The 13,765-nt window shown below is 62.4% G+C and carries 14 protein-coding genes; 4 read left to right on the top strand and 10 right to left on the bottom strand.

The window, feature by feature from the left end; translation table 11 throughout:
- Positions 1-58 precede the first annotated feature (58 nt).
- Entirely contained in the window at positions 59-1,276 is a 1,218-nt protein-coding gene (locus tag BC360_RS07025; RefSeq protein WP_065780415.1) for an argininosuccinate synthase, read from the bottom strand.
- A gap of 171 nt (positions 1,277-1,447) precedes the next feature.
- Between BC360_RS07025 and BC360_RS07020 the strand changes: the two genes are divergently transcribed.
- On the top strand, positions 1,448-2,089 hold the full coding sequence (locus BC360_RS07020; protein ID WP_065794696.1) for a LysE family translocator: 642 nt from the start codon (positions 1,448-1,450) through the stop codon (positions 2,087-2,089).
- A 229-nt stretch (positions 2,090-2,318) separates the two neighbouring features.
- On the opposite strand, the gene BC360_RS07015 is transcribed toward BC360_RS07020, so the two are convergent.
- From BC360_RS07015 to BC360_RS06985, 7 genes are all read right to left on the bottom strand, one after another.
- Positions 2,319-3,113 carry an ABC transporter ATP-binding protein gene (locus tag BC360_RS07015; RefSeq protein WP_065780424.1) on the bottom strand — a complete coding sequence of 265 codons (795 nt, stop codon included), beginning with the start codon at positions 3,111-3,113 and terminating at the stop codon, positions 2,319-2,321.
- On the bottom strand, positions 3,110-3,988 hold the full coding sequence (locus BC360_RS07010; protein WP_065794695.1) for an ABC transporter permease: 879 nt from the start codon (positions 3,986-3,988) through the stop codon (positions 3,110-3,112). The genes BC360_RS07015 and BC360_RS07010 overlap by 4 nt, the downstream gene beginning before the upstream one ends.
- A gap of 226 nt (positions 3,989-4,214) precedes the next feature.
- Complete coding sequence (locus tag BC360_RS07005; protein ID WP_065794694.1) at positions 4,215-5,168, bottom strand: ABC transporter substrate-binding protein; 954 nt, start codon at positions 5,166-5,168, stop codon at positions 4,215-4,217.
- Positions 5,169-5,386: 218 nt separating this feature from the next.
- The gene (gene rlmN, locus BC360_RS07000) at positions 5,387-6,622 is read right to left on the bottom strand and encodes a 23S rRNA (adenine(2503)-C(2))-methyltransferase RlmN (RefSeq protein WP_065794745.1); all 1,236 of its coding nucleotides are present in this window, start codon (positions 6,620-6,622) and stop codon (positions 5,387-5,389) included.
- Positions 6,623-6,855: 233 nt separating this feature from the next.
- Positions 6,856-7,359, bottom strand: coding sequence for an invasion associated locus B family protein (locus tag BC360_RS06995; protein ID WP_065780809.1), 504 nt, complete (start codon positions 7,357-7,359; stop codon positions 6,856-6,858).
- A gap of 405 nt (positions 7,360-7,764) precedes the next feature.
- Positions 7,765-8,142, bottom strand: a complete 378-nt coding sequence (locus BC360_RS06990) for a YkvA family protein (protein WP_065780441.1) — start codon at positions 8,140-8,142, stop codon at positions 7,765-7,767.
- Between the two features lie 48 nt (positions 8,143-8,190).
- The gene (locus tag BC360_RS06985) at positions 8,191-8,508 is read right to left on the bottom strand and encodes a 4a-hydroxytetrahydrobiopterin dehydratase (RefSeq protein ID WP_065794693.1); all 318 of its coding nucleotides are present in this window, start codon (positions 8,506-8,508) and stop codon (positions 8,191-8,193) included.
- A gap of 85 nt (positions 8,509-8,593) precedes the next feature.
- On the opposite strand from BC360_RS06985, the gene BC360_RS06980 reads away from it, so the two are divergent.
- Positions 8,594-9,070, top strand: coding sequence for a low molecular weight protein-tyrosine-phosphatase (locus BC360_RS06980; RefSeq protein WP_065794692.1), 477 nt, complete (start codon positions 8,594-8,596; stop codon positions 9,068-9,070).
- On the opposite strand, the gene thpR is transcribed toward BC360_RS06980, so the two are convergent.
- Positions 9,007-9,597, bottom strand: a complete 591-nt coding sequence (gene thpR / locus BC360_RS06975) for an RNA 2',3'-cyclic phosphodiesterase (RefSeq protein ID WP_065780452.1) — start codon at positions 9,595-9,597, stop codon at positions 9,007-9,009. The genes BC360_RS06980 and thpR overlap by 64 nt on opposite strands.
- A gap of 114 nt (positions 9,598-9,711) precedes the next feature.
- Positions 9,712-10,353 (bottom strand): arylesterase, encoded by a 642-nt coding sequence (locus BC360_RS06970; protein ID WP_065794691.1) that lies wholly within the window; start codon positions 10,351-10,353, stop codon positions 9,712-9,714.
- A 67-nt stretch (positions 10,354-10,420) separates the two neighbouring features.
- On the opposite strand from BC360_RS06970, the gene BC360_RS06965 reads away from it, so the two are divergent.
- Both BC360_RS06965 and BC360_RS06960 read left to right on the top strand, forming a co-directional pair.
- Positions 10,421-11,146 (top strand): ABC transporter ATP-binding protein, encoded by a 726-nt coding sequence (locus BC360_RS06965; RefSeq protein WP_065780458.1) that lies wholly within the window; start codon positions 10,421-10,423, stop codon positions 11,144-11,146.
- The gene (locus BC360_RS06960) at positions 11,143-13,695 is read left to right on the top strand and encodes an ABC transporter permease (RefSeq protein ID WP_065794690.1); all 2,553 of its coding nucleotides are present in this window, start codon (positions 11,143-11,145) and stop codon (positions 13,693-13,695) included. The genes BC360_RS06965 and BC360_RS06960 overlap by 4 nt, the downstream gene beginning before the upstream one ends.
- Positions 13,696-13,765: the final 70 nt, after the last annotated feature.

The raw sequence follows: 13,765 nt of genomic DNA, 5'->3' as shown, positions 1-13,765 counted from the left end.
CATGAAAAAGCTTCCGCGACGGGGTCGCGGAGGCTTTGTCTTGTCAGGCGCCTGTCGTTTAACGGTTGCGCGCAGCCAGCGTGCGCAGGCGCAGTGCGTTGAGCTTGATGAAGCCGGCTGCATCCTTCTGGTCGTAGGCGCCCTGGTCGTCCTCGAAGGTGACCAGCTTGTCGGAATAGAGCGACTTCGGGCTTTCGCGGCCGGTGACCATGACGTTGCCCTTGTAGAGCTTCAACGTCACTTCGCCTTCGACGTGCTCCTGGCTCTTGTCGATCGCCGCCTGCAGCATCTCGCGCTCCGGCGAGAACCAGAAACCGTAATAGATCAGCTCGGCGTAGCGCGGCATCAACTCGTCCTTGAGGTGGGCGGCGCCACGGTCGAGCGTGATCGATTCGATCGCGCGGTGGGCGGAGAGCAGGATCGTGCCGCCGGGGGTCTCGTAGACGCCGCGCGACTTCATGCCGACGAAGCGGTTTTCGACGAGGTCGAGCCGGCCGATGCCGTTGTCGCGTCCATAGTCGTTGAGCTGGGCGAGCAGCGTTGCCGGCGAAAGGCGTACGCCGTTGATCGAGACGGCATCGCCGCGCTCGAAACCGATCTTGATGACGGTCGCCTTGTCGGGAGCCGCTTCCGGCGAGATCGTGCGCATGTGCACGTATTCCGGTGCTTCCTGCGCCGGATCTTCCAGAACCTTGCCCTCGGACGAGGAGTGCAGCAGGTTGGCGTCGACGGAGAAGGGAGCCTCGCCCTTCTTGTCCTTGGCGACCGGGATCTGGTGCTTCTCGGCGAATTCGAGCAGGTCGGTGCGGCTCTTGAACGACCAGTCGCGCCATGGCGCGATGATCTTGATGTCGGGGTTGAGCGCGTAAGCCGACAGCTCGAAGCGAACCTGGTCGTTGCCCTTGCCGGTGGCGCCGTGCGCGATCGCGTCAGCGCCGGTCTTCTTGGCGATGTCGATCAGGTGTTTGGAAATCAGCGGCCGGGCGATGGAGGTGCCGAGCAGATAGACGCCCTCATAGACGGCGTTGGCGCGGAACATCGGGAAGACGAAATCCCTGACGAACTCTTCGCGCACATCCTCGATGTAGATTTCCTTGATGCCGAGCATCTCGGCCTTCTTGCGCGCCGGCTCGAGTTCTTCGCCCTGGCCAAGGTCGGCCGTAAACGTCACCACTTCGGCGCCGAGTTCGGTCTGCAGCCACTTCAGGATGATCGAGGTGTCGAGACCGCCCGAATAGGCGAGAACGACCTTTTTCACGTCTTTATGCGATGCCATGGTTTCCGTCCGTCTGGTCTTGGGGCGGCGTGCCGCCTTGGAAATTCTGCGGCACTTTATCCAGAACACGCTTGGATACAAGCGGAAGAACGCTGCAACGGCCGAATCCGCTAGCAAAAGCCGATCCACCGGAATAGAGGGGGGCGACCGAGTCTCCCAGGGATCGCGCATATGGACTTCCTTCCCGGCCTGCCAACGCTGTTCGGCTTTGCTGCCGCCACGCTTCTGCTTGCGGCAACGCCGGGGCCTGACATGACGCTTTCGATCAGCCGTGCGCTGTCGCAAGGCAAGAAGTCCGCCCTCTTCGTGGTACTCGGGACGAGCTTCGGCATCGTCGTTCACACCCTGTTGGTCGCCTTCGGCATCTCGGCACTGATCACGGCTTCGCCGACGGCGTTCATGGTGCTGAAGACCGGTGGGGCGGCCTATCTGCTCTGGCTTGCCGTCCAGGCCATCCGGCACGGATCGACGCTCTCGGTCAAGAAGGTCGACGGCGCCGGCGGCACGGCTCTTTCCAACGTCTCGTCGGGCTTCTGGGTGAACCTGCTCAACCCCAAGGTCATCATCTTCTTCATGACCTTCCTGCCGCAGTTCGTCAGCGCCAACGATGCGTTGGTGACGGGCAAACTTCTCTTCCTCGGCGGGCTGTTCATCGTCATCGGCATGCCGGTGAACATGCTGGTGGTGTTTACCGCCGACTGGCTGTCCTCCTGGCTGCAGCGCAACAAGGGTTTCATGCGGGCGCTCGACTACAGCTTTGCAGGCGTCTTCTCTGTCTTTGCGGTGAAGATCTTCATGACGACGGCTCGGTAAGCCATCTTCGGAGGGTTTAGCCCCTCATCTGCCTGTCGGCATCTTCTCCCCGCTTGCGGGGAGAAGAACGCTTGCCGCACCGTTGGGCGACAACGGCGAACTCCTGAACGAGATGATGGTTTGTCAGAGACCGAGCGGTGCCGTTTCGTCTCTTCTCCCCGTTTCAACGGGGAGAAGATGCCGGCAGGCAGATGAGGGGCAAGCTCGGATAGGCCCGCAAGCGACAGTATCAACCGATCAGCAATGCGTCGTCGTCGAGCGTCTGGCCGCGGATACGGCGGAACATGGCGATGAGGTCCTCGACCTGCAATTCCTTGCGGCTGTCGCCGGCAACGTCGAGCACGATCTCGCCGCCATGCAGCATGACCGTGCGGTGGCCGTAGTCGAGCGCCTGGCGCATCGAGTGGGTAACCATCATCGTCGTCAGCTTGCGCTCGGAAACGATCTTCTGCGTCAGGTTCATGACGAACTCGGCCATCCCCGGGTCGAGGGCGGCGGTATGTTCGTCGAGCAGCAGGACTTCGGAGCCGGCCAGCGTCGCCATCACCAGCGAAACAGCCTGACGCTGGCCGCCCGAAAGCAGGTCCATGCGGTCGCCCATGCGGTTTTCGAGGCCGAGATTGAGTTCGGCGATGCGCTCGCGGAAATGCTCGCGGCGCTTCGGGCCAAGTGCTGCCATCAGCCCACGCTTCTCGCCACGCTTGGCGGCGAGGGCCAGGTTTTCCTCGATCGACAGGGCGCCGCAGCTCCCGGTCAGCGGGTCCTGAAACACGCGGGCAACAAGGCCGGCGCGGGCGGCCGTGCCCTTGCGCGTCACATCGGTCTTGCCGATGGTCACCTGGCCGGCACTCGGCAGCACGTCGCCGGCGAGAACGCCGAGCAGCGTCGACTTGCCGGCGCCGTTGGAGCCGATGACGGTGACGAAGGAACCCTGTTCGATCGTCAGGTCGACGCCGTTCAGCGCCTGCTTCTGCAGCGGCGTTCCCTTGCCGAAGATAACCTGGATGTTCTTGACGCTGATCATGCCGCACCTCCGCGACGAAGACGGGGAAGGATGAGGGCAAAGGTGACAAGCACGGCGGTGACGAAATTGAGATCGGAGGCCTGCAGCCCGAGCATGTCGGTCGACAGTGCCAGCTGGATGGCGATGCGATAGAGGATCGAGCCGAGCACGCAGCCGATCAGTGCGATCAGGATGCCGCGGGCGCCGAGCAGCGTCTCACCGATAATGACGGCCGCAAGACCGACGACGATGGTGCCGACGCCCGAGGTGACGTCGGCAAAGCCGTTGGTCTGGGCAAAGAGGGCGCCGCCGAAGGCGACCAGCGCGTTGGAGATCGCCATGCCGAGATAGATCTGCCGGTTGGTGTCGACCCCTTGCGCCCGGGCCATGCGCGCATTGGCGCCGGTTGCCCGCATCGCAAGGCCCGCGTCGCTTTCGAGGAAGCGCCAGACGGCGATGACGGCGACGAGCACGAGGATGCCGATGAACAACGGACGGACGTAGAACTCGCGCAATCCAAGGCCGAAGAACGGCGAGAGCATGGTGTCGGCATTGATCAGCGCGACGTTGGGCTTGCCCATGACGCGCAGATTGACCGAGAACAGCGCGATCATCGTCAGGATCGAGGCCAAAAGGTTGAGGATCTTGAAGCGCACATTGAGCATCGCCGTGACGATGCCGGCGGCAGCACCGGCCACCATCGCGACACAGGCGGCGATCCAGGGGTTGACGCCGGCGATGATCAGTACCGCGGTCACCGCGGCGCCCAGCGGGAACGAACCGTCGACCGTCAGGTCAGGAAAATCGAGAACCCGGAATGCGAGAAAGACGCCGACGGCGACAAAGGCGTAGACCAGCCCGAGCTCGACGGCTCCCCAGAAAGCGATTTGACTCAAACCCCCGACCCTCTTTTTGTCCTGCCGCGCGCCTTAAACTTTTTATATCCGCGCGGCATCCCCGGTTGGCGCATGACGCCTGAGATCCGGCGTCGGCGCAGCTTCAAACTGTCAGAGCGGGCCTGCGGCTCCCAAGGGAAACGCGACGCTCCAATAACGAACCGCCCTCGTATGGAACGAGGGCGGCAAAAACGCAACAAACTTGAACCTGAAAAGGCTCAAAGCCTTATTCGACAACGCGTGTGGCGCGCTTGACGACGCTTTCCGGAAGGGTGACGCCCATCTTTTCAGCGGCCTTCTTGTTGATCACCAGGTCGGAACCGGCGGCAACCTTGACGGCGATATCACCCGGGTTTTCGCCCTTGAGGATGCGAACGACGACTTCGCCGGTCTGCTTGCCGACGTCGTAGTAGTTGAAGCCGAGGGCAGCGAGCGAACCGCGCGCAACCGAATCCGTGTCGGCGGTGAACAGCGGCAGCTTGGCTTCCTCAGCCACGGCAACGGCACCTTCGAGGGCGGAGATGATCGTATTGTCGGTCGGGACGTAGATCGCGTCGGCACGGCCGACGAGTGCGCGGGCAGCACCCTGAACTTCGGCCGACTTCGTTGCAGCGGATTCGACCACCGTCAGGCCGGCCTTTTCGGCTTCCGCCTTCAGCACTGCCAAAAGCGATACGGAGTTGGCTTCGCCGGAGTTGTAGACGTAGCCGATCGACTTGGCGTTCGGCAGGATTTCCTTGATCAGCGCGACGTGCTCGGCAACCGGAGACATGTCGGAAAGACCGGTGACGTTGCCGCCCGGCTTGTCCATGTCCTTGACCAGCTGTGCGCCGACCGGATCGGAAACGGCGGTGAAGACCACGGGAATGTCGCGCGTCGAGGAAACGACGGCCTGGGCCGACGGGGTGGAGATCGGAACGATGACATCAGGCGCTTCGCCGGCGAACTGGCGGGCAATCTGTGCGGCTGTCGCCGGGTTACCCTGGGCCGATTCATAGAGGAACTTGAGGTTTTCGCCTTCCTTGTAGCCGGCCGCTTTCAGCGCGTCCTTCACGCCGTCGCGCGCAGCATCGAGAGCCGGGTGTTCGACGATCGCGGTTACGGCGACGGTCACCTCATCGGCGCGTGCAGGCAGGGTAAATGCCACCGTGGCGGCAAGGGCGATGAGAAGTGAGCGCATGGGTGTCCTCCTGGATTGATTGCCCGCTTTCTTAGGAAACCGGGACAATGAAATCAATCGATAGGAACTGCATCACCCATCAATGTTCTTCATCGATCACGACATGACCGCGGTTGAAGCGCTGCGGATCGACACAATCCGAGGCCGTCATGATCGCCTTTTGATGCATGAAGCTTGAGACGCGAGCGGGAAGCCGCGTCGCGTTTCTTGCCGCCGCCTCAGTCCTCGCCGTGATTGGCAATCATCATCGCTTCGAAGGCAAGCCGGTCGACCTTGCGCATGCGCTCGGATTCGGACTTCAGCTGGCCGCAGGCGGCAAGGATGTCGCGGCCGCGCGGCGTGCGGATCGGCGAGGCGTAGCCGGCCTGGTTGATGAAGTCGGCAAACTTCTCGATCTGCTCCCAATCGGAACACTGGTAGTTGGTGCCCGGCCAGGGATTGAACGGGATGAGGTTGATCTTCGCCGGCACGCCCTTCAGGAGCTTCACCAGTTCCTTGGCGTCCTCGAGACTGTCGTTGACGTCCTTCAGCATGACGTATTCGAAGGTGATGCGGCGCGCATTGGACAGGCCCGGATAGGCGCGGCAGGCGTCCATCAGCTCCTTCAGCGGGTACTTCTTGTTGATCGGCACCAGCATGTCGCGCAGATCGTCGCGCACGGCATGCAGCGAGATTGCCAGCATGACGCCGATCTCGTCGCCGGTTCGATAGATCTCAGGCACGATGCCGGAGGTTGAAAGCGTGATGCGGCGCTTGGAGAGCGACAGACCCTCGCCGTCGGAGGCGATCAAAAGGGCGGTCTTGACCTCTTCGAAATTGTAGAGCGGCTCGCCCATGCCCATCATGACGATGTTGGTGATCTTGCGCCCTTCCGCTGGCACGATCGCGCCCTGGGGCGTGTCGCGCTCCGGGAAATCGCCGAGCCGGTCACGCGCCAAGAGCAGCTGCGCCAGGATTTCCTCGGCCGTCAGGTTGCGCACCAGCTTCTGCGTGCCGGTGTGACAGAAGGAACAGGTCAGGGTGCAGCCGACCTGGCTGGAAATGCACAGCGTGCCGCGGCCTTCCTCGGGAATGTAGACCGTTTCGATCTCGACCGGGCGGCCGGCGCCGCGGGCGGGAAAGCGCAGCAGCCACTTGCGGGTGCCGTCGCCCGAGGTCTGTTCCTCGACGATCTCAGGCCGAGCGATGGTGAAATGCTGCTTCAGCATCTCGCGCATGTCTTTGGAGACGTTCAGCATCTCGTCGAAGTCTGAAACGCCGCGCACATAGAGCCAGTGCCAGAGCTGGCTGACGCGCATCTTTACCTGACGCTCGGGGACGCCGTTTTCGACCAGGGCCTTGGCCATGTCCTCGCGTAGCAGCCCGATCAGCGAAGGCTTCTCGGCCTGCGGTGCGACGCGCGCCTGCGGTGCCTTGACGGTATCCACCCGGTTCAAGATTTCAGTGGCTGCCATGCTCTGGTGTCCTGTCGTACAGAAAACGCCCGTCCGGAGAAGGGGTCCGGAGATTGTCCTGATGCTCGAATTGAAATCGGTCGAGCCTTCAAGCGCGGCCATTGGGGCGCGGGGCTCTTAATTTGCCGGGGCTTTAGCATTGTTTTGGCTGGGAGTCACGCGCAGGGGTCAATCCTGAATGCAAAAAGGCCGGCGTCAGGCGCCGGCCTTCACTTTGCCACAGAGGCGAAAGCTTACTTGCAGGCTTCGATCTGCTTCAGTGCCGCCGAAATGCCGGACAGCGAATAGGCGTAGGTTGTCGTGGTACCCTTGCGGGACTTGGCGTTGACCGACATTGCCTTGCCGTTTTTCATCGCCGCAACGAGCGCAGGCTCTTCGGCTGCGTTCTCGACCCAGGCGGAGTTGCCCTTGGTGAACATCACGAAGGTGCGGCCGTCGATGACGACGTTGACCTTCGAGTTTTCCTGCAGCGGATAGCCCATCATCGCCTGCGGCTCGTAGCTGATGTTCTGACCGGGGCGCTGGGAAACGAGGAAGAAGATGTCGCCGTGGTCGACGCCGGCCGGGCTCTTTTCCTTCGGGACCGACAGGACATAGCATACCTTGCCGCCGCCGGAATTGTAGGAATAGGCGCCCCAGGCGTTGAACTGCTGGATGCGCGTCGGAGACTGGGCGGCAGCCATGCTGGCGGTTGCCAGAACGAGTGCGATTGCGGTTGCGATCTTTCTTACAAACATGAGGTCCTGCCGCTTTTCTTGCTTTTCGATCACCCGAAACAGGTCAGACGGGCGACGCGTAGTCATGATTTCATTTGTTGTGACTTAATTCAGGTTACCAAACCGTCAACGAGGGCCAAAATCCGCTGGTTTCAGCCCCGAAACGAAGCATTTGTGGCCTTCGCGCCGGCATCAGTAGATCTTCCGTCCGCGCCGTTTCGAGCGCTTTTCCGGCGTCGAATGTACGGCGCCTCGGACCGCTCTTCCGGATCGTTTTCTGCCCAAGCCATTCCTAACGACACCCACCTCGACAAAGCCGATTCGATGCGTGTCATTCCGAAATGTCTATGCCACAAAGATTCGGGCAAGAGTTTGACTTTTGGGCAGGAATACGGCGGACATGCGGACGGGCCGCATTTGCCGCAGTCATTCCTCGGCATTATCGGCGAGTGTCTCGTCGGCCTTGAGGTAGTGGGCTTCCTTGATTTGTCCGCTGATGGCGGCAAAAGCGGCGGTCAGAACCGCAACGTCATCGGAAAAACCGACGACGGCGAGAAAATCGGGAAGGAAGTCGATCGGCAGCACGAAATAGGCAAGTGCCGCCAGCAGGATGCCGCGCGTGCGCGTCGGCGTCTTCGGGTCGATGGCGCAATAGTAGGCGGCCACGAGTTCCCGGCTGAACGGTATCTGGCGGGCGGCGCGGCGAAAGGTCGGCCAGAAGCGCCGCTTGACGCGCTTTTCCCTGCGCTCCTGTTCGGATTCTTCACCGGGCAGGAGAATTTCACCAATCTTTACGTCGTCCATCGCCTCGTTTCCGATGTTGCAACGCTCACAATATGGGAAGTGCCTGGTCTATTTCAAATGGTCCGGCATGCGGCCGGCCGCTGCCTTGTCCATTCTGGCGGCCAGCTTGAAGTCCAGTTCCGTGAGGCCGCTGGCGTCGTGCGTTGTCAGCGTTACGTCGACGCGGTTGTAGACGTTGAACCATTCCGGGTGATGGTCGAGCTTTTCGGCGACGATCGCCATTTCGGTCATGAAGCCGAAAGCCTCGACGAAATTCTTGAAACGAAAGGCCTTCCAGATCGAGGCGCCGTCTTCGGCGCGGACCCACCCTTCCATCTTGTGCAGATGCTCGGCGATTGTCGCCTCGTCTAGTTTCTCCGCCCTCATCTGTTCCTCCCAACCCGATCCCTGTTCCCAGGCCGCATGGCCGCGTATATGTCGGCCTGCCTTTTATCTCCTTGAAATGGATAGCATGAAACCGGCCCGATTTCTTTTTGTTTGTCTCGGCAACATCTGCCGATCACCGCTTGCCGAAGGCGTGTTGCGCGAGCTTGCGGCCCGAAGAGGGTTGGCGTCGCTGATCACAGTCGATTCGGCCGGTACGGGTGCATGGCACATCGGCGATCCTCCCGATCTGCGGTCGATCGAGGTGGCGCGCCGGCATGGCATCGACATTTCAGCGCTCCGAGGGCGCAAGGTCGGCAAGCCTGACTTCGAGGCCTTCGACCTGATCCTCGGCATGGACGGGGAGAACGTCAGGACCCTTCGCCAGCTCGCGCCGACCGGTCTTGAAGGCAGGATAGGTCTGTTCCTGCGCTACGCCTCGGGTCGGGACCAGGATGTGCCTGATCCCTATTATGACGGACCCGAAGCGTTCGAGCGCCTCTACCAGATGTTGGAAGCCGGATGTTCGTCGTTGCTCGAAAGGCTCGAAGAGCGGGCTTCGTGAAGCGGGAATACCTCTTCGGTGAGGTAAGGGCCACCGCCGACGGAATCGCGCGACGACAGCAACACGAAGCGTGACACCGTGAAGAGCGATGCCATGAAGTTGCCGCGACCGGAGAGATACTCGACGACATCCTCGACGCGGCTGGAGCGCAATCTTGCAAGCGTGACATGGGGCGTAAACTTACGTGGATCCGCCGGCAGCCCCAGCCTCTGGCAGATACGTTCGATTTCGGCCTGCAGCGCGTACATTTCCGGATGGTTGCTGACCCCGGCCCAGACCGAATGCGGTTTCTTCGAGCCGAAGGCGCCGGTGCCGGTCAGCTGCAGCTGGAACTCCGGTCTTTCGATCCGGTCAAGCTTGTCGATGATCTCGTCTGCGGTGCGCCAGTCGACGTCACCAATGAAGCGCAAGGTGATGTGGTAGTTCTCCACATCGATCCAGCGAGCTCCGGGAAGACCTCCGCGCAGCAATGAAAGACTCATCGCAACATTGCGCGGAATTTCGAGGGCGGTGAATAGTCTCGGCATGGCGAGCTCCCCGAATCTCTTGCAGATGTCTCAGCGAATCACGCATCGAGTCTGCAGGCAACTACTATTTGACGCTTGCGAATATTAACACTCTCTTAACTGTGGATGATTTGTTCACTCCGCCTTTGCCAATGTTGCAATGAAACGCTCGACCACGGGCAACGCCTTTTCGACCATCGTGCCGACGCCGTTGCCGTTCGGGTGCATGCCGTCCTCGAGCTTCAGCGCCGCGTCGGTGACCACGCCGTCGAGGAAGAAGGGGTAGAGCTCCAGCCCATATTTCTGGGCGAGCTCCGGATAGATCGGATTGAACCGGGCCGCATAGTCGGCGCCCATGTTCGGCGGAGCCATCATGCCGGCGAGCAGCACGGCGATGCCGCGCCCCTTGAGGCGCGCAATCATCGCTTCGATGTTCTTGCGGGTTTCTTCCGGCGGAATGCCGCGCAGCGCGTCGTTGGCGCCGAGCTCGAGGATAACGCCCTTGGTGCCGTCGGGTATCGACCAGTCGATGCGCGCAAGGCCGCCGGAGCTGGTGTCGCCGGAAACGCCGGCGTTCGCCACCGCGACGTCGAGACCCTTTTCCTTCAGCGCCTTTTCAAGCCGAGCCGGGAAGGCATCCTCGGGTGGCAGCTGATAACCCGCCATCAGGCTGTCGCCGAAGCCGACGAGACTGATCGTTTCGGCTCGCGCCATCGCCGATAACGCAATTGTCATTGCGAGCCCCAAGAAAAACCGTTGAAAACCTTTTAATGCCATGGGTCTGTTCCTAAATCGCGGGAGCCGTTTTCTTTTTCTCTTTCCGTTTCATATAGGGTTATTTCGCTTGGCCAGTACCATCATCGAGCTCAAAAATGCTGACCTCACCCTCGGCGAAGCTGCGGCCTCGGTGCATGTGCTGAAAGGCATGAGTCTGACAATCGACGCGGGCGAGTCCGTCGGCATCGTCGGGCCCTCCGGTTCGGGCAAGTCGACATTGCTGATGGTGCTCGCCGGTCTCGAACGGCTCGATCGCGGCGAAATCGTCATCGACGGCACGCCGCTGCATCGGCTGAGCGAGGACCGCGTGGCCGATTTTCGCGGCCGCAACATTGGCATCGTCTTCCAATCCTTCCACCTCATCCCCAACATGACGGCGCTTGAAAATGTCGCCGTGCCGCTCGAACTCGCCAATGTCCGCGACGCCTTCGAGATCGCGCGCAAAGAGCTCGTGGCTGTCGGCCTCGGCGAGCGGCTCAGCCACTATCCGGGCCAGCTTTCCGGCGGCGAGCAGCAGCGCGTGGCGATCGCGCGTGCGCTCGCGCCGTCGCCAAAGTTGCTGATCGCCGATGAACCGACCGGCAATCTCGACGCCGAGACGGGACGACAGATTGCCGATTTGCTTTTCGCCGAACAGCGTGACCGGGGCATGACACTCGTGCTGGTGACCCACGACGCGGCGCTGGCGGCGCGCTGCTCGCGGCAGGTGCGGGTGCGCTCCGGCGAGATCATCTCCAGCGGCGCGCTCGAACCGACCGTCGAAACGCAGCGCCAGGAAGCGGCATCGGCATGAGCGAGGTCCTCTCGATCCGTCTGCGTCCTCTGCTCGCCCTGCGGCTGGCGCTGCGCGAAATGCGCGGCGGCCTCAGGGGGTTCTACATCTTCCTCGCCTGCATTGCGCTTGGCACGGCGGCGATCGCCGGCGTCAACTCGCTGTCGCAATCCATCACCGCGACGATCGCGTCCCAGGGGCGCGATCTGCTTGCCGGCGACATCCGCTTCGAGCTCAACAATCGGGTGGCGACGACAGAGGAACGTGCGTTCCTCGACGGACTTGGGCCCGTCTCGGTTTCGGCCGGACTGCGCTCGATGGCGCGTTTGCCCGATGGCTCGAACCAGGCGCTCGTCGAGTTGAAGGCCGTCGATGCGGCCTATCCGCTCTATGGTCGGCTGGAAAGCCAACCGGATCAGCCGCTTGGCAGTCTGCTGGCGCAGCAGGGCGACGTGTTCGGTGCGGTGGCCGCACCGCTGCTGCTCGACCGCCTCGGCATTTCCGTCGGCGACGAAATCCTGCTCGGCAATGCCCGCATCAGGATTTCAGGCACGATCGTGCGCGAACCGGATGCGCTCTCCGACGGTTTTGGCTTCGCGCCGCGCCTGATGGTTTCCGCCGAAGCGCTCGCCGCGTCGGGGCTCGTGCAGACGGGAAGTCTTGTCGAGCACGGCTACAAGGTGAAGCTGAGCGATCCGACCCGGGTCACTGCTGCCCGCAGCGACGCCGAGACGCGCTTTCCTTCGGCCGGCTGGTCGATCCGCACCAGTTCCAACGCCGCTCCGTCGTTGACGGCCAACATCACCCGCTTCTCGCAGTTCCTGACGCTCGTCGGGCTCACGGCCCTGATCGTCGGCGGCGTCGGCGTCGCCAATGCCGTGCGCGCCTATCTCGACCAGAAGCGCAGCGTGATTGCCACCTTCAAGTGCCTGGGCGCGCCCGCCTCGCTGGTGGCGATGATCTATCTCTCGCAGATCCTGCTGATCGCGCTGATCGGCATCGGCCTCGGGCTTGTTCTCGGTGCGCTCATCCCCTTCGTCGCCGCGCAGTTTCTCGCCGACCTGCTGCCCATTTCAACCGAGTTCCGGCTCTATCCGGGTGCGCTCGGCATCGCGGCACTGTTCGGCGTGCTGACGGCGCTGGCCTTTGCCATCCTTCCGCTCGGCCGGGCCCGCGGCATTCCGGCGACGGCGCTCTTTCGCCAGCAGGGGTTCGACCCGACCGGTTTTCCGGCATGGCCCTATCTGGTCGGCGCGCTTGCCTGCCTGATCGCGCTTGCCGGGCTTGCGATCTGGACCGCCTACGACCGCTACATCTCGCTGGTCTTCCTGGGGGCGATCGCCTTTGCCTTCATCGTTCTGCGCCTCGTTTCGCTGCTGATCTCGTGGCTGGCGCGCCGCAGTCCGCGCGTCAACTCGCCGGCGCTGCGACTGGCGATCGGCAACATCCATCGGCCAGGGGCGCTGACGCCTTCGGTGGTGCTGTCGCTCGGCCTCGGCCTTGCTCTACTCGTCACGCTCGCGCTGATCGATGGCAATCTGCGGCGCGAACTGACCGGCGACATGGCCGAGCGGGCACCCAATTTCTTCTTCGTCGATATCCAGGGAAGTGAAATCGCAGGGTTCCGCACGCTCCTCAACGAATCGATGCCGAACGGCAAGGTCATCGAGGTGCCGATGCTGCGCGGCCGCATCATCGCCTTCAACGGCGAGGACGTGAACAGCCGCAACGTGCCGCCGAGCGGTCAATGGGTGCTGCGCGGCGACCGCGGCATCACCTATGCCAAGAACAAGCCTGAGAATTCGACGCTTGCCGAGGGCAGTTGGTGGGCGCCTGACCATAGCGGCGAGCCGCTGGTGTCGTTCTCCGCGGAAGAGGCGCGCGAACTCGGATTGAAGATCGGCGACATGGTGACCGTCAACGTGCTTGGCCGCAACATCACCGCCAAGATCGCCAATTTCCGCAATGTCGAATGGGAATCGCTGTCGATCAACTTCGTGATGGTGTTCTCGCCCAACACCTTTGCCGGCGCGCCGCATGCGTGGCTGGCAACGGTGATCGATCCCGGTGCGACGCCCGACGAGGAGGCGACGGTGCTGAAGGCCGTTACCAACGCCTATCCGACGATCACGAGCGTGCGGGTAAAGGATGCTCTCGACATTGTGAACGGGCTTCTCGGACAACTGGCAACGGCGATCCGTGCCGCTGCCGCCGTCGCGCTTGTCGCCTCCGTCCTGGTGCTGGCCGGCGCGCTTGCCGCGGGCAATCGGGCGCGCATCCACGATGCGGTGGTGCTGAAGACGCTGGGTGCCACACGCGCGACGCTGATCCGTGCCTTCAGCTACGAATACATCATCCTTGGCCTTGCAACCGCTGTCTTTGCGCTGTTTGCGGGCGGTGTTTCCGCTTGGTTCGTCGTTAGCCGGATCATGAAGCTGCCGTCGAATTTCCTGCCGGATGTGGCCGTCGCCACGGTCGTCATTGCACTGGTGATGACGGTCGGCATCGGGCTTGCAGGCACCTGGCGTGTGCTGGGTCAGAAGGCGGCGCCGGTTCTGCGGGAGCTTTGAGCTGACGGAGTTAACCGTAAATCCCTGTGATGCAAGGCCATAAACGCTCAGGCTGTGCCGAATCAGGGGT

The sequence above is a fragment of the Ensifer sp. LC163 genome, from assembly GCF_001695855.1.
GTDB lineage: Bacteria > Pseudomonadota > Alphaproteobacteria > Rhizobiales > Rhizobiaceae > Ensifer.
This window is presented reverse-complemented; position numbering and strand designations above follow the sequence as displayed.

Coding starts and splice junctions, on each gene's coding strand:
- BC360_RS07025 (WP_065780415.1), bottom strand. CDS start 1,276: ATGGCATCGCATAAAGACGTGAAAAAGGTCGTTCTCGCCTATTCGGGC.
- BC360_RS07020 (WP_065794696.1), top strand. CDS start 1,448: ATGGACTTCCTTCCCGGCCTGCCAACGCTGTTCGGCTTTGCTGCCGCC.
- BC360_RS07015 (WP_065780424.1), bottom strand. CDS start 3,113: ATGATCAGCGTCAAGAACATCCAGGTTATCTTCGGCAAGGGAACGCCG.
- BC360_RS07005 (WP_065794694.1), bottom strand. CDS start 5,168: ATGCGCTCACTTCTCATCGCCCTTGCCGCCACGGTGGCATTTACCCTG.
- rlmN (WP_065794745.1), bottom strand. CDS start 6,622: ATGGCAGCCACTGAAATCTTGAACCGGGTGGATACCGTCAAGGCACCG.
- BC360_RS06995 (WP_065780809.1), bottom strand. CDS start 7,359: ATGTTTGTAAGAAAGATCGCAACCGCAATCGCACTCGTTCTGGCAACC.
- BC360_RS06990 (WP_065780441.1), bottom strand. CDS start 8,142: ATGGACGACGTAAAGATTGGTGAAATTCTCCTGCCCGGTGAAGAATCC.
- BC360_RS06985 (WP_065794693.1), bottom strand. CDS start 8,508: ATGAGGGCGGAGAAACTAGACGAGGCGACAATCGCCGAGCATCTGCAC.
- BC360_RS06980 (WP_065794692.1), top strand. CDS start 8,594: ATGAAACCGGCCCGATTTCTTTTTGTTTGTCTCGGCAACATCTGCCGA.
- thpR (WP_065780452.1), bottom strand. CDS start 9,597: ATGCCGAGACTATTCACCGCCCTCGAAATTCCGCGCAATGTTGCGATG.
- BC360_RS06970 (WP_065794691.1), bottom strand. CDS start 10,353: ATGGCATTAAAAGGTTTTCAACGGTTTTTCTTGGGGCTCGCAATGACA.
- BC360_RS06960 (WP_065794690.1), top strand. CDS start 11,143: ATGAGCGAGGTCCTCTCGATCCGTCTGCGTCCTCTGCTCGCCCTGCGG.